A 21597-nucleotide genomic window follows, 5' to 3' on the forward strand; every position below is an offset into this window, starting at 1 on the left:
GCCTCGGAAGGAGTTCGGCAATGACGAACGCGACGACCGGCGCGATGAACGGCAATGCGGTCACGATCACGACCGTGGAGGCCGCCCGGGCATTCTTCGACCGCCATCAGGTCAGCACGGTGCAGTTCGGCATGACCGACCTCGACGGCCAGCTGCGCGGCAAGTTCGTGCCGGCCGACGTCTTCCTCGATTCGATTGCGACGCGGGGATCGTCGATACCCAACATCGTTTTCGGCTGGGACATCGAAGACACGCTGATGGACTGCTTCAGCGTCTCCGGTTGGCACACCGGGTTTTCCGATGTGGTGCTGATGCCGGACCTGACGACGCTGCGGCCGGTGCCGTGGGAGCCCGGGCACGCGTTCGTCCTGTGCGACGTCGTGCACACCGACGGCTCCGAGGTGTCCGTTGTTCCGCGCACCGTCCTGGCCCGGCAGGTGGCCCGCGCCGCAGCGCTCGGCTACCGGGTCACGGCCGGATACGAACTGGAGTTCTATCTGTACCGGGAGACACCGGAGACGGCCGCCGCGAAGGGTTACCGGCACCTCACTCCGGCCGCGCCGGGCAACGCGACCTTCAACCTGAACCGACAGAGCACACTGGAACCCGTCATCGGAGCCATCCGGGAGGGCATGCGTGCCTGTGACATCCCGATCCTGGCGTCCAATACCGAGTACGGCGCCGGCCAGATCGAGATCAACATCGAACACGCCGACGTGCTCACCACCGCCGACCGCGTGGCGATCTACAAGAACGGTGTGCGCCGAATCGCCGAGCAGCACGGATATCTGGCCACGTTCATGGCAAAGGTGGCCACCGACGCGGCAGGCTCGAGCGGCCACATTCATCAGAGCATGCAGCCACTGGACACCCCGACGTGCAACGCGATGTGGGACGGGGACGGTCCATCGACGCTGATGCGGCAGGCGGTGGCCGGCCAGTTGGCGACGATGAGCGACTTCACCGCGCTGTACTGCCCGACAGTCAACTCCTACAAGCGGCGCGTCCCGGCGTCCTGGTCGCCGGTGTCAGCGGTGTGGGGCAACGACAATCGCACCGCCGCGCTGCGCGTCATCGCCCGAGACGAAGCGACCTGCCGCATGGAGAACCGCGTGCCGGGTGCTGACGCCAACCCTTATCTGGCGCTGGCGGCATGCGTGGCCGGGGTGCTGCACGGGGTGGAGAACCGATTGCAGCCGCCCGCACCGGTCCTCGGCGACGCGTACCAGGACGATGGCGTGCCGCTGCCGCGCTCGTTGGCCGCGGCCGTCGAGACGCTCGCACAGAGCACCACAGCCCGAACCGCATTCGGCGACGAGTTCGTCGACCACTATCTGGCTTCGCGGATCTGGGAGCGCGACCGCCACCGGGAACAGGTCAGCGACTGGGAGACCGGACGCTACTTCTCCCGTGTCTGAGTTGCCGATTGTGTCACCCGGCCCCGGCGCCGGCGACTTACGATGGGCCATGCCCGATGAGTCGCTGCCAGAGGTGGAGCTGCGGGCCGTCGAGCACATAGCCCGGGTCCTCGCTGCCACCGACGACGTGACGGTGGTCGCCCAGGGTGTCGCCGAGGCGATCCAGGCGGGGCGTACCCATCGCGACGTCTACGCCTACGTCTACGACAGCGCCGCCAAGGAACTGGTCCTGACCGGCGCCACCGAAAGCCCTGCCGCCGAACACGTGGGAGCGTTGCGGCTGGCCTACGGTGAAGGTGTCACCGGCTGGGTCGCCGCCACCAAACAGAGCTATATCGTGCCCGACGAGCCCGCCCAGGACCCACGGTTCCTGGCCTACCCGGGCATCGGCGAGGAACGCTACGGCGCCATCTTCTCGGTGCCGATCGTCTCGTCCCGCGCGGTGCCGCTGGGCTGCATCACGGTGTGGGCGACCACGGGTCACCGTTTCGATCCCGGTGAGGTGGCGTTCGTCGAACGCATGGCGGCACTCGTCGCGCCCGTGTTCGACACCGTCCGAGAACGTCAGGCGGGCAACCGGCTGGCCGCGGTGGCCGACGGGCTCACCGAGTTGGCGTCGATGGTCGCCTCGGGGACCTCGCCCGGTTCGACGATGGATTTCGCGGTCGAGTTCCTCACCGAAGCCGCGGAGGTGGACGTCACGGTCGCCTTCGTAACCGACCCGTCGGGTGCGGACCGGATGCACATGACGGTGCTCACCTCGGCGTCGGGAAGCGAGATCGAGACGCTTCGCGCCAACCTGCTCACCATCGACCAGGACATCCGCAACGGGATCACCGACTGGCGCAGCGCCGCGCAGTCGGTCAACCGTGCGTTCGACGGCATTGCCGGCGCGGTCACGAGCTGCCCGGTGCGCGTCGGCGCCGAGGAATTCGGCGTCCTGGCCTGCTACCGCCTGACCGCTCGGCGGTTCACCAACGCAGAGGTGACCCTGGCCGCGGCGGTGGCGAATCAGGCCGCCGTGGCAATCCGGTTGGTGTTGCTGACCGATGAACTGACGTCCCGCAACAGGCTCAACTGGTTCCTGCGCGATTTGACCCTGGGACGGCTCACCGGCGAGGAGTTGCGGCGCCGCGCGGCAGCGGTCGGGTTGGACACCGCCGCAGGCCACGTGTTCGTGGTGGCGAGCGTGTCCACGGTCGAGATGCGCCGTGGTGAGACGCGACCGCTCACCCCGGCGCTCGCCGAGCTGCTCGCCGATGGCGCGGTGCTGCCGCCTGGCAGTGTGTTCGCGTCCACTCCGCATCAGACGGTCGCGGTGGTGCCGTGGCAGGGCGACGATGCGTCGGTCGACGCCTTGCGGATGCCGCTGCTGGAGGTGTGTTCGCGGCTCCGGACGGCCGGGCACGCCGTCACTTTCGGTGTGTCCAAACCGGTATCGGCGTTGGCCGAGCTCCGCAGCGCCCTCGCTGAAGCCCGGGAGGCGGTGGCGATCAGCAGCCGACTGGACAACCCGAACGGGGTTTTCACCCTCGACGACGTCGGGCATCACCTCCTGTTGATGCGGGTCTCCGGTGTCGACTCGATCCGTGATCGCTATGCCACCGCGGTCGGGCGGATCGCCGAATACGACCGGGTGAAAGGCACCGAACTCCTCGAAACCTTGGCGGTGTTCCTGCACTACCGCAGCCAGAGTGTCGCCAGCCGTGAACTTTTCGTACACCGCAACACCCTGACCCAGCGTCTGACCCGGGCCGCCAACCTCAGCGGCATCGATGTGATGGAGCCGTCGGAGTGGTTCCCGCTGCAACTCGCGTTGAAGGTGCACCAGTCGCGGGCGCGAATGACGCCAGGAACCGCCGACGATTGACCCTGCAGTGCTGTCGTCGGAGTGCTTTACGACGCGGTAGGTGGCCCTCTCGGTACTAGGAAGTCTCCGGTCTGGGCCCTGGGCCGCGGCCCCGCCAGGATGACATCATGAGCGTGCAGCTGAACTGCGAACGAAGCGGGCAAACCCCGCTGATTCTTGATGATTCGTTCCTGCAGAACCCGCACCCGGTGTATGCCGAGCTGCGCCGCCGCCGGGCTGTGCACCGGGTACGGACCTGGGGCGGTGTGGACGTCTGGATGGTCACGCGGTACGCCGAGGCACGACAACTGCTCGCCGATCCCCGGCTGAAGAAGCACGGCCCGACCACCGACAGTCTCTTCCCGCCGGGCAACGTCACCTCCATCGGGACGGTACTGGGCGACAACATGTTGTTTCGAGATCCACCCGACCACACTCGGTTACGCCGCCTCGTCACCGCCGCGTTCTCGGCACACGCGATACGCGGGTTGCGTCCGGCCGTCGTCGACATCGCCGACGAACTGCTCACCGCGATGAGCCACCGTGCGCCGGGCCGCGTCGATCTCATGCAGTCGTTGGCTCTGCCACTGCCGATCCGGGTGATCGGCGAGCTACTCGGTGTCCCACCGGCAGCCCGTACCCGGTTCTCTTCGCTCGTGCATCCCGTCCTGAGCTCCAGCGATCCCGACGAGGAGCGTCGTGCAGGGGTGGAGTTGACTCAGCTCTTGCAGACGATCGTCGCTGCCAAGCGGAAGGAACCGGCCCACGATGTGCTCGGTCACCTCGTCCATGTCCGCGACAACGATGATCGGCTCAGCGAGGACGAGTTGCTGGGCACGGTATTTCTGCTGATCGTCGCCGGCTATGAGACGACGGTGAACCTCATCGCCAACGGTGTACTGGCGCTGCTCCGCCACCCGGCGCAGATGGCGGCACTGCGCGCTGACCGATCCCTGCTGCCCGCCGCCGTCGAAGAGACGCTGCGGTTCGAAAGCCCACTCAACACCGCGACCGTCCGATTCACCGGTGAACCGATCCGTGTCGACGGCATCGAGATCCCGGCCGGAGAACTGGTGGTGATCGCCCTGCTGGGCGCCAATCACGACGAGCGTCGGTTCCGCGACCCCGACACCTTCAACCTGCTCCGCACCGACAGCCGCCATCTCGCGTTCGGTCACGGCATCCATCACTGCATCGGGGCGCCACTGGCCCGGATGGAAGCCGAGATCGCGCTGGAAGGACTGCTGTCGCGTTTCCAGCACATCGAACTGGCCACCGATGAACCGCTGAAGTACCGGTCGAGCATCTTGATGCGCGGACTTCTGAGCCTGCCCGTCCATATCGGTGGCCGACGCTGAGCCTGCCCGCCTGGATCCTCGACGACGGGGATCCACCTGAGATCCAAAGGACATGTCATGAGCACGCTTCTCCACATCGACTCCTCGGTCCGCACTGCGGGATCTGTCAGCCGCGCGCTGACTGCGCGCGCAACTGCCCGGTGGTGCGCGGTCAATCCGGCTGGGACGGTGAAGTATCGCGACTTGGCTGCCGATCCGATACCGCACCTGAATGCCTCGAATGGTCTGGCGTTGATGACGCCACCGGAGCGACACAACCCCGCCGAGGCCCGGACCTATGCGTTGAGCAAGAGCCTCATCGACGAGATCAAGGCGGCAGACACCGTGGTGCTGGGTATGCCCTTGTACAACTATGCCGCGCCCAGTTCGGTGAAGACCTGGGTCGACCATATTGTCGCCGGCGGATTGTCGTTCACCCCTGACGGCACCGGCCTGCTCGCAGCGACGGACTTCGTCGTGATCGAGAGCCGCGGCGGCAGTTACCTTGAAGGCACTCCGAAACATGGTTGGGACCACGCGGAATCATGGATTGCACATGCTGTTTCGTTGACCGGACTCAAACCGCAGATCATCGTTGCCGAGCTGACCATGGCCACCGATGACGCCCGCATGGCCCACCATCGGCCGCTGGCCGAGCAGAGCCTGCAGCGCGCACGCGCGGAGATCGACTGCCTGTGGGGTGGAGTGCCGACCATGGCAGTGCCGCCGAGAGAGGCGGCACAGCTTGGTCGGCTGCGCGGGTGAGGCGTGGGCCCGCCGGGATCAGTCGAACATGACGACCGCACGCCCGACGATGTCGCCGCGACCCAGCGCTTCGAGACTGTCGTTTAGGTCGTCGAGCTTCGTGGTCACCACGTTGTGTCTGATCTTCCCCTCGGCGGCGAGGGTGAGGACCTCCTGCAGGTCGGTGCGGTTTCCCCAGAACGACCCGAAGGCGCCCAGGCCACCGATTCCGGTGACGACCACCGTCCGCCTCATGGCCGGGGATCAAGGGGAGACTCAGGGGCAAGAGGTCACAGAAGTAGCCGTCCAGAAGCTGATAGTCACTGCGACACATGCCCGTGGCCTTGACCTTGAGCAGCACCTGTCCGGGCCCCGGCTCGGGAACGGGTACCTCATCGATCTCGAGTGGTCGCCGGAAGTCGTGAATGCGTGCGGCTTTCATCTTCATGGTTGCCTCTTTCGGAGAGAAACATGGACCTCGGTGGCCATGAGGCTTTGATACCTTCGGAATTCTCACCAGAGGTGGCCGCGTGGGCGTTCTGTGTGCAAGCTGCACACACATTCGCCGAAGGCGCTGTCGTCGACATGGGTGGCCCTCTCGGTGCTAGGAAAACCTCGGTCTGTGTCCCGTGCCGCGGCACCGCCAGCATGGCTTCATGAGTGTGCAGATGGATTGCGAACGAAGCGGGCAAACCCCCGCTGACTCTTGATGATTCGTTCCTTCAGAACCCGTACCTCGTTTCGGCCGATCGGCCGGCCACAATCACAACAGAAGGAGCACTCGTGAGTATCGACATGGCCCATGCGGACGGCACGCTGCGCCACGATTACGTCATCGTCGGCGCCGGGTCTGCCGGATGCGTACTGGCGGCCCGGTTATCCGAGAACCCGGACACCAGGGTGCTGTTGTTGGAATCCGGACCTGAGGACACCCGGTCCGAGATCGCCGTGCCACTCGCGTGGCCGGCCCTGTGGGGGACCGAGGTCGACTACGCCTACGACACGGTTCCGCAGGCGGGCACCGCCGGGCTCCGGCACGACTGGCCGAGGGGACACACGCTCGGGGGCAGCAGCAGCATCAACGCGATGGTGTTCCTGCGTGGGCACCCGAACGACTTCGACAGCTGGAATTGTCCCGGCTGGGACTACGAGTCGGTGCTGCCGTATTTCAAGCGTATGGAAACGGTGGAGGGTGGCGATCGGCGTTACCGTGGCACAGACGGCCCGATGCGCCCGGCACGGGCCCATCCGGACGCGGCCAACCCGCTGTCCGAGGTCTTCATCCGGGGGGCTGCCGCAGCCGGTTTCCCGCTCACCGACGACTTCAACGGCGCATGTGCGGAGGGCGCCGGCTGGCACGATCTGTCGATCACCGGCGGTGCACGGCAGAGCACCGCCAGGGCCTACCTGCACCCGGTGCGCGGCCACAGGCCCAATCTGACCGTCCGGACCGGAGCTCGGGCCCGCAAACTGATCATCGACGGAAACCGTTGCATCGGTGTCGAGTTCGATCAGATGGGTCGGACCATGTCGGCGTTCGCCGGAGTCGAGGTGATCGTCAGCGCGGGTGCGGTGGACTCGCCGAGACTGCTACTGCTGTCGGGAGTGGGTCCGGCGGCCGAACTCGAGGCCATCGGCGTCGAGGTGGTCCACGACCTACCCGGGGTCGGCCGAAACCTGCACGACCATCCGGCGTGCGGGGTGGTGTACGAAGCCGCACAGCCGTTACCCGTCGGACAGCACAACCACGCCGAAACGTCGATGCTGTGGCGCAGCGACGCGTCCCTTGCCGGCCCTGACATGCAGCTCATGTTCATCCACGTGCCGTTTCACCCGCCGCACCTGTCCGCGCCCGCGAACAGTTTCACGTTCGGGGTCGCTCTGATGGCGCCGGAGGCGCGCGGATCGATCCGTCTCTCCGGGCCGCAACCGCAGCGTCCACCGCTCATCGACCCGAACTATCTCGGATCCGAGGCCGACCTGCGGCGGATGGTCGACGGCATCGGGGTGGCGCGTGAGATCGCGGCCAGCGAGCCGTTCGCCCCGTGGCGTGCTCGCGAGGTACTGCCCGGGCCCGACGCCGCCGATCCGAAGGCGTTGCGTTCCTTCTTGTCTACCGCCGCGTGCACCTATTACCACCCGGTGGGCACCTGCATGATGGGTCTGGGTTCGGACGCGGTGGTGGACCCCCGACTGCGGGTGCACGGCCTCGAAGGTCTGCGGGTGGCGGACGCGTCGGTGATGCCGAGAGTGGTGTCGGTGAACACAAACGCCGCCACCATCATGATCGGGGAGAAGGCGGCCGACCTGATCCTTCAGGGGGCTCTGGAAGGCTGATCAACCCGATCCCCACCTCAGCGCGACGAGTGCTGCCGCGGCCGGCCGGTCAGCCGGCCGTGCGCAGCACCGCGAAGGACTGCCCGGGGATCACGGTTCCGTCGGCCGAACTACCGGGCTCTTCCCAGGCCAGGACGGTATCCCCGCGCACCGGCACGCGCACCGCGTCGACCCCGAGATTGCAGACCACCGCCAGCGCGCCCCGCCGCATGATGATCCAGCGTGCCTCCTCGTCGTACTGCACCCGCAGATGGGTCAGCCATGGGTCGGCGAGATCGGGTTCGGTGCGGCGCAACGCGATCAGCCCCCGGTAGGCCGCCAGCAGTCGGGCGTGCTCACCGTCGGTCACCTCGGCCCAGTTCAGCTTGGATCGCAGGAACGTCTCGGGATCCTGCGGGTCGGGAATCTCGTCGGCATCCCAGCCGTGCGCGGCGAACTCGGCCTTGCGGCCCTCGGCGGTGGCGCGGCCCAGTTCCGGCTCCGGATGTGAGGTGAAGAACTGGAACGGGCTGCTCGACCCCCACTCCTCACCCATGAACAGCATTGCGGTGTAAGGAGATCCGAGTGCCAGTGCCGCCTTGACGGCCAACTGCCCGGCGGTCAGGTTCTGCGAGGGGCGGTCACCGGTGGCGCGATTGCCGACCTGATCATGGGTGAGGGTGTAGGCCAGCAGTCGGGTCGCCGGAATGGTGGCGGTGTCCAGCGGCCGCCCGTGCCGGCGGGCCCGGAACGACGAGTAGGTACCGGCATGGAAGTAGCCGTGCTGCAACGTCTGCGCCAGCGCCTCAAGAGTGCCGAAGTCACCGTAATAGCCCTGCCGCTCACCGGAGACCGCCGTGTGGATGGCGTGGTGGATGTCGTCATCCCATTGCGCGGTGAGGCCGAGGCCACCACGGTCCCGCGGAGTGATCAACCGCGGATCGTTCATGTCGCTCTCGGCGATCAGGGACAGCGGTCGACCCAATTCTGCCGCCAGCGCGTCGGTTTCGGCGGACAACTCTTCGAGGATATGGATCGCAGTGGTGTCCACCAACGCATGCACGGCGTCCAGGCGCAGACCGTCGGCACCGAAATCGCGCATCCAGCGCAGCGCACAGTCGATGATGTAACGGCGTACCTCGTCGGCGCCCGCATCGGCGATGTTGACCGATTCACCCCACGGATTGGAGCCGGTGGACAGGTACGGACCGAACCGCGGCAGGTAGTTCCCGGACGGCCCGAGATGGTTGAACACCGCATCGATGAGAACCCCGAGCCCGTGGGAGTGACAGGCATCGACGAAGCGCAGCAGCGCATCCGGTCCGCCGTAGGGTTCGTGCACCGCGTACCAGAGCACACCGTCATAACCCCAGCCGTGGGTGCCGCTGAAGGCGTTGACGGGCATGAGTTCCACGAAGTCGACGCCCAGATCGACCAGATGGGGCAGCTTCTCGATCACCGCATCCAACGTGCCCGTCGGACTGAAGGTGCCGATGTGCAGTTCGTAGATGACCGCGCCCTCGATGGAGCGCCCGGCCCAGGTCGGTGCGGGGCCCGGCGGGCTCCACAGTTGCGACGGTGCGTGCACTCCGTCGGGCTGGCGCGGCGAGCGGGGGTCGGGCAGCACGGTGTCGTCATCGTCGAGAACGAACCCGTAGCGGCTGTCCGGTGCGGCCGGCACCGTCGCGCGCCACCAGTCACCGGACGTCCGCTGCATCGGATACAGCGCGCCGTCCACGTGCAGCCGGACACGTTCGGGACGCGGCGCCCACACCGCGAAGTCGCGCTCAGCCATCGACTCGCTCCAGCAGTGCCACCGGCAGATCGGCGAACAGTTCGGTGGCCGCCGGGGCGCCCGCATGGGTGCGGCCGGTCAATCGGTCGATCCACATTCCCTCCGGCAAGGTGAGAATTGTGTCGCCCCAGCCGGTTTCGGCGAGCTTCACCGTCCACCGTGACACCGCCACCAGGACATCGTCGCCGCGCAGGAAGGAGATCAGGTGGGCCGCGGCCGACCCCGTGGCCGGTACCGGCCGATAGCTCCCGTCCAGGAAGACGTCCGGGCGGTCCCTGCGTAACCACAGCGCGGCACTGACCACCCGCATCTTCGGGTCGGTGCGTGCCCGCAGCGCCGCGCGCCGCACCGCGTAGTCCACCGGTCTGCGGTTGTCCGGGTCCACCAGGCTGTCGTCGAACAACTCGGTGCCCTGATAGACGTCCGGGACACCGGGAACGGTGAGCGCCAGCAGTTTCTGGCCGAGGCTGTCGTTGTGGGCGTGCGGATCGGCGCGCGCCACCAACGCCGTCAACTCCTTGGAGACCGGTCCGTCGATGATCGCGTCGATCCAGTCGTGCACGCCCGCTTCGAACTCGGTGTCCGGATCATTCCAGCTGGTGTACGTCGCCGCCTCCCGGATCGCCTTCTCGGCATAGGCGTGCAGCCGGGTGCGCAGGGCATCGGTCACCTCACCGTCAACCGGCCAGACCCCGAAGATGTTCTGCAACAGGAACAGTGTCGTCTCCTGGTCCGGGGCGAGCACGACCTTCGACCACCGGTCGACGCGCTCGGCCCACTCGTGTGCCAGCTGGGACAGCACGCCGATCCGGGCCCGCACATCCTCGCTGCGCTTGGTGTCGTGGGTGGACAGTGTCACCATCGCGTGCGGCCACAACCGGGCCCGGGTGGCGCAGCGCTCGTGGAACTCCGCCGCGCTGACCCCGAACAGTGCGGGTTCGCCGCCGACCTCGTTGAGCGAGACCAGCCGCGCGTCGCGGTAGAACAGGCAGTCTTCGACCGATTTCGCGGTCACCGCCCCGCACAGCTGCTGGATGCGGGTGGCGGCCTCACCGTCGTGGGCCAGTGCGGCGGCCACCAATTGCAACGGCGGGTCCAGTTCGGGGCGGGCCCGTACCGTGCCCGCGATGGCCGTCGGGGCGATCCAGGCGAGGTCGAGATAGTCGAACCGGTACACGTGCACATGGGCCAGCAGCGCGCTGACGGCGTCGGCCAACAGCGGGTGATCGGCACCGGCGTCCGCGACGATGGCCCGCCGTACCCGGGCCAGTTCGCTGCCCAGGGTGACCGTCGCGGATGCCGTCTTCAAGTCCGCGACGCGTTGTTCGTCGGCGCTGTAGTCGACGCCGGTGGACTCGTAGAGCGCGGTCAGGGTGGGTTCGGCCGCGGGATCGATGAACAGGCCGCCGATTTCGCGGAGCGCGTCGTAGCCGGTGGTCCCGTCCACCGGCAGACCGGTGTCGAGCGCCTCCTGCGGCGCCAGGATCTTCTCGATGACGATCCACGCCGCGGGGCCGACGAGGTCACGCAGGTCGGTGACGTACCCGGCCGGTTCGGCCAATCCGTCCGGGTGATCGATCCGTAACCCGTCGACGAGCTCCTCGGTGAACCAGCGCCCGACCTCGGCGTGGGTCGCTTCGAACACCTCGGGGTCTTCCTGGCGTAGACCCGCCAACGACGTGATGGAGAAGAACCGGCGGTACCCGCACAGATTGTTGCGCCAGCCGATCAGCTTGTAGTGCTGGCGGTCGTGCACCTCGCGGCCGGATCCACCGGCGGTACCCGGGGCGATCGGCCACACCCGGTCACCCAGTCTCAGCACGTCCCGATCGACGGTGAGGTCGTCGACGTCCTCGTCGGATTCCAGCACCGGCAACACGATTCGGCCCCCGGGGTCGAGGTCCCAGTCGATGTCGAAGTAGCCGGCGTACGCGGACTCGCGGCCGTTCGTGAGCACATCCCACCACCAGGCGTTCTGCCGTGGGTCGTCGACGCCGACATGGTTGGGCACGATGTCGACGACCAGGCCCATGCCGCGGGCGCGCGCCTGCGCGGACAGCGCGGCCAACCCGTCCGCGCCACCGAGGGACTCGGCCACCGTCAGCGGGTCGGTGACGTCGTAACCGTGCGTGGACCCCTGGGCGGCGGTCAGGATGGGGGACAGGTAGAGGTGCGAGACGCCGAGGTCATCGAGGTAGTCCAGCAGCTCGACGGCATCGGTGAAGGTGAACGCATCGCCGCGCATCTGAAGGCGATATGTGGAGAGCGGGACACCCATCAGCCGTTACCGCCTAGGTCGTTTTCCGGAGCACCCGAAGCGATCGTGCCTGCAGTGCGATCTTCTCGCCCGCAGATATCGTCACCTCGTCGGCACCGGCGGGATCGCCGGTGTCCAACGCGGTTACCCACTTTTGCGCGTAATCATCCGGTGGCAGCACGAATTCCAGCGGTTGGTCGTGTGCATTGAAACACAGCAGGAACGAATCGTCGCGTACCCGCTCACCGCGGGCGTCGGGCTCCGGGATGGCCTCACCGTTGAGGAACACCGCGATGCTCTTGCCGAAGCCGGAATGCCAGTCCTCGGGGGTCATCTCCACGCCGGCCGGTGTCAGCCAGGCGATGTCGCGTTCGTCCTCACCGCTGCGGATGGGGTTGCCGGCCAGGAACCGCCGCCGCCGGAACACCGGGTGCTTCTTGCGCAGTGCCACCGCCTTGCGGGTGAAGTCCAGCAGTTCGGCGTTGTCCTCGAGTTTGGACCAGTCCACCCAGGCGACCGGCGAGTCCTGGCAGTAGGCATTGTTGTTGCCGCCCTGGGTGCGCCCGATCTCGTCGCCGTGGCTGATCATCGGCGTGCCCTGGGACACCATCAGGGTGCCGATCACGTTGCGCATCTGACGGGCGCGCAGGGCCAGGATCTCCGGGTCGTCGGTCGGGCCCTCGACGCCGCAGTTCCAGGACCGGTTGTGGCTCTCGCCGTCGCGGTTGTCCTCGCCGTTGGCCTCGTTGTGCTTCTCGTTGTAGGACACCAGATCGGCCAGGGTGAACCCGTCGTGACACGTGACGAAGTTGATGCTGGCACCGGGCCGCCGGCCGGTGTTCTCGTAGAGGTCCGAGGAGCCGGTCAGCCGGGAGGCGAACTCACCGAGGGTGGCGGGCTCGCCCCGCCAGTAGTCGCGCACGGTGTCGCGGTACTTGCCGTTCCATTCGGTCCACAGCCCGGGGAAGTTGCCGACCTGGTAGCCGCCCTCGCCGACGTCCCACGGCTCGGCGATCAGCTTGACCTGACTGATCACCGGGTCCTGTTGCACCAGATCGAAGAACGCGCTCAGCCGGTCGACGTCGTAGAACTCGCGGGCCAGGGTGGAGGCGAGGTCGAACCGGAAACCGTCGACGTGCATCTCCAGCACCCAGTACCGCAGCGAGTCCATGATCAGCTGCAGGGTGTGCGGGTGGCGCGCGTTGAGGCTGTTGCCGGTGCCGGTGAAGTCCTTGTAGAACTGTTCCTCACCGTCGAGCAGGCGGTAGTACGCCGCATTGTCGATGCCGCGGAAGTTCAGCGTCGGCCCCAGGTGGTTGCCCTCGGCGGTGTGGTTGTAGACGACGTCGAGGATCACTTCGATCCCGGCCTCGTGGAAGGAGCGCACCATCGCCTTGAACTCGGCGACCGCGCCGCCCGCGTGCCGGCTGGCCGCATACCCGGCGTGCGGCGCCAGGAAGCCGAAGGTGTTGTAGCCCCAGTAATTTCGCAGTCCCAGGTCGAGCAGCCGGTGGTCGTGCAGAAATTGGTGCACCGGCATCAACTCGATGGCCGTCACGTTCAGCGACTTGAGGTGCTCGATGATCGCCGGGTGCGCCAGGCCGGCGTAGGTGCCGCGCAGCTGTTCGGGGATGTCCGGATGCATCTGCGTCAGGCCCTTCACATGGGCCTCGTAGATGACGGTCTCGTGATACGGGGTTCGGGGCGCTCGGTCCGAGCCCCAGTCGAAGAACGGGTTGATCACCACGCTGGTCATGGTGCTGCCGAGGGAGTCCACCGGAGGCTCCGCACGGGTGACGGCCGGGTGCTCGGATTGCGGATCGTAGGAGTACAGCGCCTGGGTGAAGACGAAGTCGCCGTGGAAGGACTTGCCGTACGGGTCGAGCAGCAGCTTGCTGGGGTCACAGCGGTGGCCGGCGGCCGGGTCCCACGGCCCGTACACCCGGAACCCGTAGCGCTGGCCGGGGCTCACCGTCGGCAGGTAGGCGTGCCAGACGTATCCGTCCACCTCATCCAGCGGGATTCGCTGCTCGGTGCCGTCCTTGGCGATCAGGCAGAGCTCGACATTGTCGGCCACTTCGGAGAACAACGAGAAGTTGGTCCCGGCGCCGTCATAGGTCGCCCCGAGCGGGTAGGGCGTGCCCGGCCAGACCGTGATGTCCATGTCACCACCAGCCGGTGGCAGCTGCCAGCTGACGACCCAGTTCGTTGGTCATGGTGCGCATGTACGTCGCCGACAGGTGGTGAGAGTCGTGATACATCAACACATTTCCCTCCACTACGCGACAGAAGTCGGGCCGGCACACCGCATCGCTCATATCGAGTGGCTTCAGGTTCGGGAACCGTTTCACGAAGGCCAAGGTCGGGTTGTCGTCGGACAGTACCGCAGCACGCTTGACCCCGCAGGAGACGGCGTCCCCGCCGTCGGCCAGGCAGTCGGCCGGGAAAAAGGGCTTGTTGTTGCTGCGCACCAGCCAGGGTGTGTCGCGCATGGCCAGCACGTCGATGCCGGCATCGAGGAACTCTTGCCAGATACCGACATAGAACCCCGGCATCACATCGCCGGGCTTGATGTTCCACGGCCGGGTCGAGGTGGTGAAGACGTAGTCGGGCTTGTCCGCCAACAGCTTCGGCATCACCTTTTCGTTCCACTCCCGGCACTTCGGGTAGGGCCGGTTGTCACCCATCACGAGCGGCTTCTGCTCGGTGGTCAACGGGCAACCCATCTTCAGGTAGGTGACCACCTTGAAGTCGTGCATCCGGCCCAGCAGGTCCAGCGCGGTGAGCCAGTGCTCGGCGTGCGAACCGCCCGCCAGCGCAATCGTGCGTTGGGCGTCCTTGTTGCCGTAGGTGCAGTTGATGACGTCGACATTGCTGAAGTCGCTGATGCAGCCGGCGTGGGTGGATTCCGGGACGTCGTCCTTGGCCTCCAGCACCGTGGGCCGCATCGGCAGTTTGGGCACCTTGGCGTTGTTGATCAGTGCCCGGGCGCCGGGGTAGTCGCGGGCCGACAGGCCGGACAGTTCCTTACCGCTGGCCCGTTCGACGGTGACGTGCTCGCGCCAGGTGAACGAGGTGGCGGTGAGCGTGACACCCAGCAGGGTGACGATCGAACCGAGGACGATGGTCGGGCGGCGCATCCGGGTACGCCACGGCACGACGACCTCGTTCACCTGCCGCGGGGCCGGCGCCTTGTAGCGCAGCGGGGTTTCGACGTAGCGGGTCGTCAGCCAGGCCAGGACCCCGGACACCAGCAGCACGATCGCACCGTCGAGGAAGCCGGCATGGTCGCGGCCGCTGTAGGCCAGCCAGAAGATCAGCAGCGGCCAGTGCCACAGGTACAGCGAGTAGGCCATCGATCCGAGCGCCACGAACGGCTTGCTGGCCAGCAACCGGTTGGGCAGGGGCAGTTTCCCGCCGGTGTGGGGATCGGCGGCGCGGTTGGCCGCGGACAGGATGAACAGCACGGTCGCACCGACGGGCACCAGGGTCCACGGGCCGGGGAATTCGTTCACCCCGTCGATGAACCAGCCGCACAGCAGGATGGCCAGCAGCGAGACGGTGGCAACCACGGTGCGGACCCACATCGGCCAGCGCACGTAGGGGACCAGGGCGCCGATCAGCGCGCCGAGGGTCAGCTCCCAGGCACGGGCGAAGCTGTTGTAGTACGCCACGGCCTGATCGGTGTTGTGCGCGATGATCGCGTACACGAACGAGGCGACGGTCAGCGCGGTCAGCACGACGATGAAGACCCAGCGCAGATGCCGGCCGAGCGGTCTGCGCAGCAGATAGGCGAACGCGAAGATGATCGCCAGCAGCGCGATGTAGAACTGGCCCTGCACCGACATGGACCAGATGTGCTGCAGCGGGCTGACGGTCTCACCGGCGCGCAGATAGTCGGAGGCGGTGCTGGCCAGCTCCCAGTTCTGGTAGTAGCCGAGGCTGGCCAGGCTCTGGTCGGCGAAGGTCTCCCAGCGTGTCTCGGGCTGGATGAGGATGGTCAGCACCGCCCCGGCGGCGAGCACCACGATCAGCGCGGGCAGCAGCCGGCGGACCAGTCGCACCACCTCGGGTACCGGGCGCAGCACGGTGGAGGTGTCCAGAGCCGCGCGCAGCAGCCGACCGCCGAAGAAGAAGCCGGACAGCGCCAGGAAGACGTCGACGCCGCCGGACACCCGCCCGAACCAGACGTGGAAAACGGCTACCAGGGCGATTGCGACCCCGCGCAGTCCGTCGAGGTCATGTCGGTAGAAGCCCGAGTCGCGCGTACCCGATCTGGGTTTGGCGGCCGGCGCGGACCCGGTGCGGGCCGCGGGTCGGGAGGGAGCGAGGGTCATCATGGTCGGGGAGTCAATCTACCGAAGAATGCTGGGTGACTCAGGTCGCGGGCGTGACGTCACACCTGTCGCGCGAGGCGATAGGGTCCGGTGCCATGCCTGCGTTGACGCCGTCGGAGATCAGCGCGATCGACGCCGCGCACATCTGGCACCCGTACAGCACCATCGGTGCCGGGGCATTGTCGCCGGTGGTGGCGCTGGGCGCCAAGGGCGCCTGGCTCACCGTCGAGCACGGCGGCGAACCCGTCGAGGTGCTCGACGCGATGAGCTCGTGGTGGACGGCGGTGCACGGGCACGGCCATCCCCGGCTGGACGCCGCGATCACGGCGCAGCTCGCCACCATGAACCACGTCATGTTCGGCGGCCTGACCCACGAGCCGGCGGCCCGGTTGGCGCAGCTGCTGGTGCAGATCACCCCGGCCGGCCTGGAGACGGTGTTCTTCAGCGATTCGGGATCGGTGTCGGTGGAGGTCGCGGTGAAGATGGCGCTGCAGTACTGGCGCAGCCGGGGCCGCCCGGCCAAACACCGATTGATGACGTGGCTCGGCGGCTACCACGGGGACACCTTCACCCCGATGAGCGTGTGTGACCCCGACGGTGGCATGCACTCGATCTGGACCGACGTGTTGGTGCGCCAGGTGTTCGCCCCGCAGGTCCCCGGCGGCTACGACGCCGACTACGTGGCGGCCCTGGAACAGCAGCTGGCCGAACACGCCGAGGAACTGGCCGCCGTGATCGTCGAGCCGGTGGTCCAGGGCGCCGGTGGCATGCGCTTCCACGACCCGCGCTATCTGAACGATCTGCGCCGGATGTGCGACGAGCACGGGGTGCTGCTGATCTTCGACGAGATCGCGACCGGTTTCGGGCGCACCGGTGAACTGTTCGCCGCCGACCATGCCGGCGTCACCCCCGACATCATGTGCGTCGGCAAGGCGCTCACCGGCGGGTACGTCACCCTTGCCGCCACCCTGTGCACCGCGCACATCGCGCAGACCATCAGCGCGGGGGAGCCCGGCGCGCTCATGCACGGCCCGACCTTCATGGCCAACGCACTGGCATGCGCGGTGTCGGTGGCCGCGGTCGAGCTGCTCCTGGAAGGGGATTGGCGGACCCGGGTCCGGGACATCGAAGCGGGGCTGCGGGCCGGGCTGGAGCCGGCCCGAACACTGCCGAACGTCGCCGACGTGCGGGTGCTCGGCGCCATCGGCGTCATCGAGATGCGCGAGCCCGTCGACATGGCGGTCGCCACCGAGACCGCGCTCCGACACGGGTTGTGGCTGCGGCCGTTCGGCAGGCTCGTCTACGCCATGCCACCGTTCATCTGCACCGCCGAGGAGGTCGACCAGATCGGTGCGGGCATGGTCGAGGTCGCGCGTGCATTAACCTGAACCGTGAATTGAACACCGTTCAGGAGAGGCTGCACCCGTGACCCGAACCGGTCTGTCCCCGCTGGCCTGGCTCGCCGATGTCGAGAAACGTCGCCGCGCCGAGGGGTTGCGCCGCTCGCTGCGGGTCCGGCCGCCGGTCGGCACCGAACTCGATCTCGCCTCCAACGACTACCTGGGGCTGTCCCAGCACCCCGCCGTGCTGGACGGCGGCGTGCAGGCGCTGCGCACCTGGGGCGCCGGCGCCGGCGGATCGCGGCTGGTCACCGGCAACACCGAACTGCACGAGGAATTCGAGTCCGCGCTGGCCGGCTTCGTGGGCGCCGAGTCCGCGCTGGTGTTCTCCTCGGGGTACACCGCAAACCTCGGTGCGGTCACCGCGTTGACCGGCCCCGGCGCACTGCTGGTCTCCGATGCACTGACCCACGCCTCCATCGTCGACGCCTGCCGGCTGTCCAGGGCCCGGGTCGAAGTGACCCCGCACCTCGATGTCGCGGCCGTCGAACGGGTGCTGGCCACCCGCTCCGAGGAGCGCGCCGTGGTGGTCACCGAGTCGGTGTTCAGCACCGACGGGGTGCTGGCCCCGCTGCGCGAACTGCACGAGGTGTGCCGCCGGTTCGGCGCCCTGCTGATGGTCGACGAGGCGCATGGGCTCGGCGTGCGCGGAGCCGGTGGCCAGGGGCTGCTGCACGAGGTCGGTCTGGCCGGTACACCCGACGTGATCATGACGACGACGCTGTCCAAGGCGCTGGGCAGCCAGGGCGGCGCCGTACTGGGCCCGGCCGCGGTGCGGGCGCATCTGATCGACACCGCGCGGTCGTTCATCTTCGACACCGGTCTGGCGCCGGCCGCCGTCGGCGCCGCATCGGCCGCGCTGCAGGTGCTCATCGCCCAGCCCGAACTGGCGACCGCGGTGTTGGCGCGGGCAGCCGAACTCGCGCAGATCTGCGGCATCGATGAGGTGCCCACTTCGGCGGTGGTGTCGGTGATCCTGGGCGATCCCGATGTGTCCGTCGGCGCGGCCGCGGCCTGTCTGGAAGGTGGCGTGCGGGTGGGCTGCTTCCGGCCGCCGACCGTCCCGGCCGGCACCTCACGGCTGCGACTGACCGCGCGCGCCTCGCTGAGCGATGAGGAAATGGTGTTGGCGCGCCAGGTCCTCACCGATGTGCTCGGCGCTGTGCGGTCATGACCTTTCTGATGGTGACCGGCACCGACACCGGCGTCGGTAAGACGGTGACGACAGCCGTGCTGGCGTGCGCGGCGCGGTCGGCGGGCCTGGACGTCGCGGTGTGCAAACCGGTACAGACGGGCACCGCCGACGGGGATGACGATCTCGGCGAGGTCGGCAGACTGTCCGGGGTGACCGCCCTGCACGGCGGCTGGCGATATCCCGAGCCGCTGGCCCCGGCGGCCGCGGCCGATCGGGCCGGGCTGCCGTTACCGACCCGCGGCGAGCTGTTGGATGCGCTGCACGCGGCGGATGCGCCGGACAGGTTGACGATCGTGGAGGGCGCCGGCGGGCTGCTGGTGCAGCTGGGCGCCGACGGGGTGACGCTGCGCGATCTGGCCGCGGAGTTGTCGGCCCCGGTTCTGGTGGTGGTGGCCGCGGGACTCGGCACCCTCAACCACACCGCGCTGACCCTGGAGTCGCTTGCCGGGCAAGGTATTTCCACCGCCGGTCTGGTGATCGGCGCCTGGCCGGAGTGCCCGGGTGTCGCCGAGCAGGGCAACCGGGAGGCGTTGGCGCAGCTGGCCGAACTGCGCGCGGTGCTGCCCGCCGGGGCCGCGCCGTTGAGCCCGGAGGGGTTCGAGATGCTCAGCACCGAGGCCTTCGACGAGAACTGGATCGCGAGTCTGGTGTAGCCATGGTGCATTCGGTCGAACTGCTGCTGGACACGGACGCCGATGCCGCCGTCCGCCGCGTCTGGGACGGACTCGCCGAGGCCGGGGTGCGCAGTCAGTCCGCGCATCGGTCGCCGACCAATCGCCCGCACGTCACCATGACGGTCTCCTCCGGGCTGTCCGATCAGGCCGATGATGCCTTGACCGCGGTGCTGGACCGGCTGCCGCTGCCGTGCCGACTCGGAGCCCCGACGCTGTTCGGGCGTGGCCCGTTCACCCTGGTGCTACTGGTGGTGCCGTCGGTGGAACTGATGGACCTACACAACGAGGTGCATCGGATCTGCCTGCCGCACATGACGTCCGGGCCGCTTCCGCATGCTGAACCCGGACAGTGGACGCCGCACGTCACGCTGGCCCGGCGGATGGACGCCGATCACCTACGAGACGCGATGACGGTGGCTTCGGCGACGACCCCGATCGTCGGTGAGTTCGTGGCCATCCGGCACTGGGACGGCGACGCCCACCGCGAGCACCCGATTGGCATGCCCGGCTCGACCGGTTAAAACGGTGGTGGGTCCGGGTCGCTGCCGGAATGGACCCCGCCGCTCAGGATGTCGTCGATGATGTCGCTTTTGTTCAATCCCTCGGCGCGCGTAGTGCTGTCCTTCGCTGCTGACGCGAGGGCGAGTTCGGTTGCGTTGCGGGTGCGTTCGGCGTTGATGCGGTGTGCGCGGTCCTGGGCGCGGGTGCGTTGCCGGGTGGGCATCTTGGCACTGCTGTGATCGTCGTGGATGAGGCTGATGTGTCGCGGCGGCGGGACGGTGGTGTGGATGTTCCAGTGCGGGAACAGGATCGCCGCACCCGGGGTACTGACATAGGTGTGCCCGGTCGGCGAGGTCCATTCCGTGGCGCCGTCGGGCCGTGCCTTGACGGTCCAGCCGTTCGGGCCGGAGCGGAACGTTTTCACCAGATGATGTTCACGGCACAGCGGACGCAGGTTGCCCGGATGGGTGGCCCCGGCCGGCCACGGGATCACGTGGTCCAGATCGCAGCGGTGCGCGGGTTTCGAGCAGCCGGGGAAGCTACAGGTCTGTGAGCACATCCGCACGAACGCGGTCAGCGCCGTGGAGGGCCGGTATTGACGTTCGGTGGGCAGGTCGGCGACCTCGCGCAGGGGCCGGACCTTGGCGCCGGTGGCGATGAGGTCGGCCAGCATGGCGGCCGGGATGACGGTGCCGTCGAGCATCACCCCGGCGCCCGCCCCGGGGACGGTGGCCGCGGGCGCGGGGGTATGGGCCGCGGGCTGGGCCGGCGCGTCCGGTTCCGGGGTCGGCGCCGGCGTTCCCTCAGGCTCGGTTTCGGGTTCGGTAGGTGTGGGACCCGAATCGAGCCCGGGCTCATCCGTGGGCTGCGGCCCAGGCCCGGTCTGTGGGGCGGGCCTCGCATCGGCACCGGGCACCTGATCGGCCAGCATGTAGATGTTCACCGCCATCGACCGCGGATCTTTCCCACTACCCGCACAGCCCGGGTCCCCGCACCGGCAGGCCAACCGCTGCAGCGACGGCCCGACGATGCCGAGGGCACCCAGGGCATCGGCGCGGCGCTCCCGCACGGTACGCGGATCATTGGCGCACACGGTGTCCGCGAGATCATTGAGGCGCTGCTGCAGGGCCTGCTTGTCAGTCGCCCGCAACCGCCCCCAGAACGAGCACACCCCGTTGGGGTCATCACGGTCATCGAACTCGACATAGAGATCCTTGGCGGCCGCCTGGGACCGGATCACCGCGATCGGGTCGAACTTCTCCACCCACAAATCCACCGCCCGGATCAGCGCGGCTTCCGACAACGCCCCGTACTCGGTGGCTTCTGCGGCGATCGCGGCATCGATCAACGCCAACGCATCCTCATCGGTCACCAGATGGGTACGCCAGGTGATCTCCCCGATCACCCTCGCCGACACCGCCCCCGACCCGAACAACGCCGCGGTCCGCGGCAGCCGCTCCCGCAGCGCCACCCCGATCCGCATCTGAGTCGAGGCCGCATGCGGACTCAGATTGCAGGCCGCACCCACCTGCGCCTTCGCGAACGCCCACCCATCGACCACCTGATGGGCGATCACGTCATCCTCGTCCTCGCACTGCCGGGCCGTCACCTCGGCGACCAACGCCAACCGTCGTGCCGCCATCGCAGCCTCGCCCCGGGTCGCGGCCGTCAACGCGGAGATGAGCTCCTCATCGCCCATCCCCGCCAACGCGACCCGATCGAACATATGTTCGACATTACCGGACCCCTGTGACGCGCGCCACAAAGAAGGTCC

15 protein-coding genes and 1 pseudogene are annotated in these 21597 nt (G+C 67.9%); 9 read left to right on the forward strand and 7 right to left on the reverse strand.

Annotation, left to right across the window (positions count from 1 at the left end):
* Nucleotides 1-20 precede the first annotated feature (20 nt).
* From K0O62_RS14005 to K0O62_RS14020, 4 genes are all read left to right on the forward strand, one after another.
* Nucleotides 21-1418 carry a glutamine synthetase family protein gene (locus K0O62_RS14005; RefSeq protein WP_073854863.1) on the forward strand — a complete coding sequence of 466 codons (1398 nt, stop codon included), beginning with the start codon at nt 21-23 and terminating at the stop codon, nt 1416-1418.
* Between the two features lie 49 nt (nt 1419-1467).
* Nucleotides 1468-3288, forward strand: a complete 1821-nt coding sequence (locus K0O62_RS14010) for a helix-turn-helix domain-containing protein (RefSeq protein WP_073854865.1) — start codon at nt 1468-1470, stop codon at nt 3286-3288.
* Nucleotides 3289-3395: 107 nt separating this feature from the next.
* Nucleotides 3396-4625, forward strand: a complete 1230-nt coding sequence (locus tag K0O62_RS14015; RefSeq protein WP_073854867.1) for a cytochrome P450 family protein — start codon at nt 3396-3398, stop codon at nt 4623-4625.
* A 57-nt stretch (nt 4626-4682) separates the two neighbouring features.
* A complete protein-coding gene (locus tag K0O62_RS14020; protein WP_073854869.1) occupies nt 4683-5369 on the forward strand; it encodes an FMN-dependent NADH-azoreductase in 687 nt (228 codons plus the stop codon).
* An 18-nt stretch (nt 5370-5387) separates the two neighbouring features.
* Here K0O62_RS14020 and K0O62_RS28665 read toward each other — a convergent pair whose 3' ends face one another.
* Both K0O62_RS28665 and K0O62_RS28975 read right to left on the reverse strand, forming a co-directional pair.
* A complete protein-coding gene (locus K0O62_RS28665) occupies nt 5388-5591 on the reverse strand; it encodes an alcohol dehydrogenase (RefSeq protein ID WP_234799990.1) in 204 nt (67 codons plus the stop codon).
* Between the two features lie 58 nt (nt 5592-5649).
* A pseudogene (locus tag K0O62_RS28975) lies at nt 5650-5910 on the reverse strand (hypothetical protein); the annotation flags it as partial.
* A 221-nt stretch (nt 5911-6131) separates the two neighbouring features.
* Here K0O62_RS28975 and K0O62_RS14030 point away from each other — a divergent pair.
* Nucleotides 6132-7685: a GMC family oxidoreductase gene (locus tag K0O62_RS14030; protein ID WP_234799991.1), complete on the forward strand. Its 1554-nt coding sequence runs from the start codon at nt 6132-6134 to the stop codon at nt 7683-7685.
* Nucleotides 7686-7734: 49 nt separating this feature from the next.
* On the opposite strand, the gene treZ is transcribed toward K0O62_RS14030, so the two are convergent.
* Genes treZ through sucT form a run of 4 tightly spaced genes read right to left on the reverse strand, consistent with a single transcriptional unit; the run spans nt 7735 to nt 16056 of the window.
* Nucleotides 7735-9459 (reverse strand): malto-oligosyltrehalose trehalohydrolase, encoded by a 1725-nt coding sequence (gene treZ, locus K0O62_RS14035; protein WP_073854873.1) that lies wholly within the window; start codon nt 9457-9459, stop codon nt 7735-7737.
* Nucleotides 9452-11737, reverse strand: coding sequence for a malto-oligosyltrehalose synthase (gene treY, locus K0O62_RS14040; protein WP_073854875.1), 2286 nt, complete (start codon nt 11735-11737; stop codon nt 9452-9454). Before treY ends, treZ begins: the two co-directional genes overlap by 8 nt.
* Before the next feature lie 13 nt (nt 11738-11750).
* Nucleotides 11751-13880, reverse strand: a complete 2130-nt coding sequence (gene glgX, locus K0O62_RS14045) for a glycogen debranching protein GlgX (protein WP_073854877.1) — start codon at nt 13878-13880, stop codon at nt 11751-11753.
* Between the two features lies 1 nt (nt 13881).
* Nucleotides 13882-16056: an acetyltransferase SucT gene (gene sucT, locus K0O62_RS14050; protein WP_073854879.1), complete on the reverse strand. Its 2175-nt coding sequence runs from the start codon at nt 16054-16056 to the stop codon at nt 13882-13884.
* A gap of 92 nt (nt 16057-16148) precedes the next feature.
* On the opposite strand from sucT, the gene K0O62_RS14055 reads away from it, so the two are divergent.
* Genes K0O62_RS14055 through K0O62_RS14070 form a run of 4 tightly spaced genes read left to right on the forward strand, consistent with a single transcriptional unit; the run spans nt 16149 to nt 19843 of the window.
* Nucleotides 16149-17441, forward strand: coding sequence for an adenosylmethionine--8-amino-7-oxononanoate transaminase (locus tag K0O62_RS14055; RefSeq protein WP_073854881.1), 1293 nt, complete (start codon nt 16149-16151; stop codon nt 17439-17441).
* A 37-nt stretch (nt 17442-17478) separates the two neighbouring features.
* Nucleotides 17479-18627 carry an 8-amino-7-oxononanoate synthase gene (locus K0O62_RS14060; protein WP_073854883.1) on the forward strand — a complete coding sequence of 383 codons (1149 nt, stop codon included), beginning with the start codon at nt 17479-17481 and terminating at the stop codon, nt 18625-18627.
* Nucleotides 18624-19301, forward strand: a complete 678-nt coding sequence (bioD, locus tag K0O62_RS14065) for a dethiobiotin synthase (protein ID WP_073854885.1) — start codon at nt 18624-18626, stop codon at nt 19299-19301. The genes K0O62_RS14060 and bioD overlap by 4 nt, the downstream gene beginning before the upstream one ends.
* 2 nt (nt 19302-19303) lie before the next feature.
* Nucleotides 19304-19843 carry a 2'-5' RNA ligase family protein gene (locus K0O62_RS14070; protein WP_073854887.1) on the forward strand — a complete coding sequence of 180 codons (540 nt, stop codon included), beginning with the start codon at nt 19304-19306 and terminating at the stop codon, nt 19841-19843.
* Here the strand turns inward: K0O62_RS14070 and K0O62_RS14075 are convergent.
* Nucleotides 19840-21549, reverse strand: a complete 1710-nt coding sequence (locus K0O62_RS14075) for an HNH endonuclease signature motif containing protein (protein ID WP_073854889.1) — start codon at nt 21547-21549, stop codon at nt 19840-19842. The genes K0O62_RS14070 and K0O62_RS14075 overlap by 4 nt on opposite strands.
* Nucleotides 21550-21597: the final 48 nt, after the last annotated feature.

Origin of the sequence: Mycolicibacterium diernhoferi (genome assembly GCF_019456655.1) — a bacterium.
In the GTDB taxonomy this organism is placed as follows: Bacteria; Actinomycetota; Actinomycetes; order Mycobacteriales; family Mycobacteriaceae; genus Mycobacterium; species Mycobacterium diernhoferi.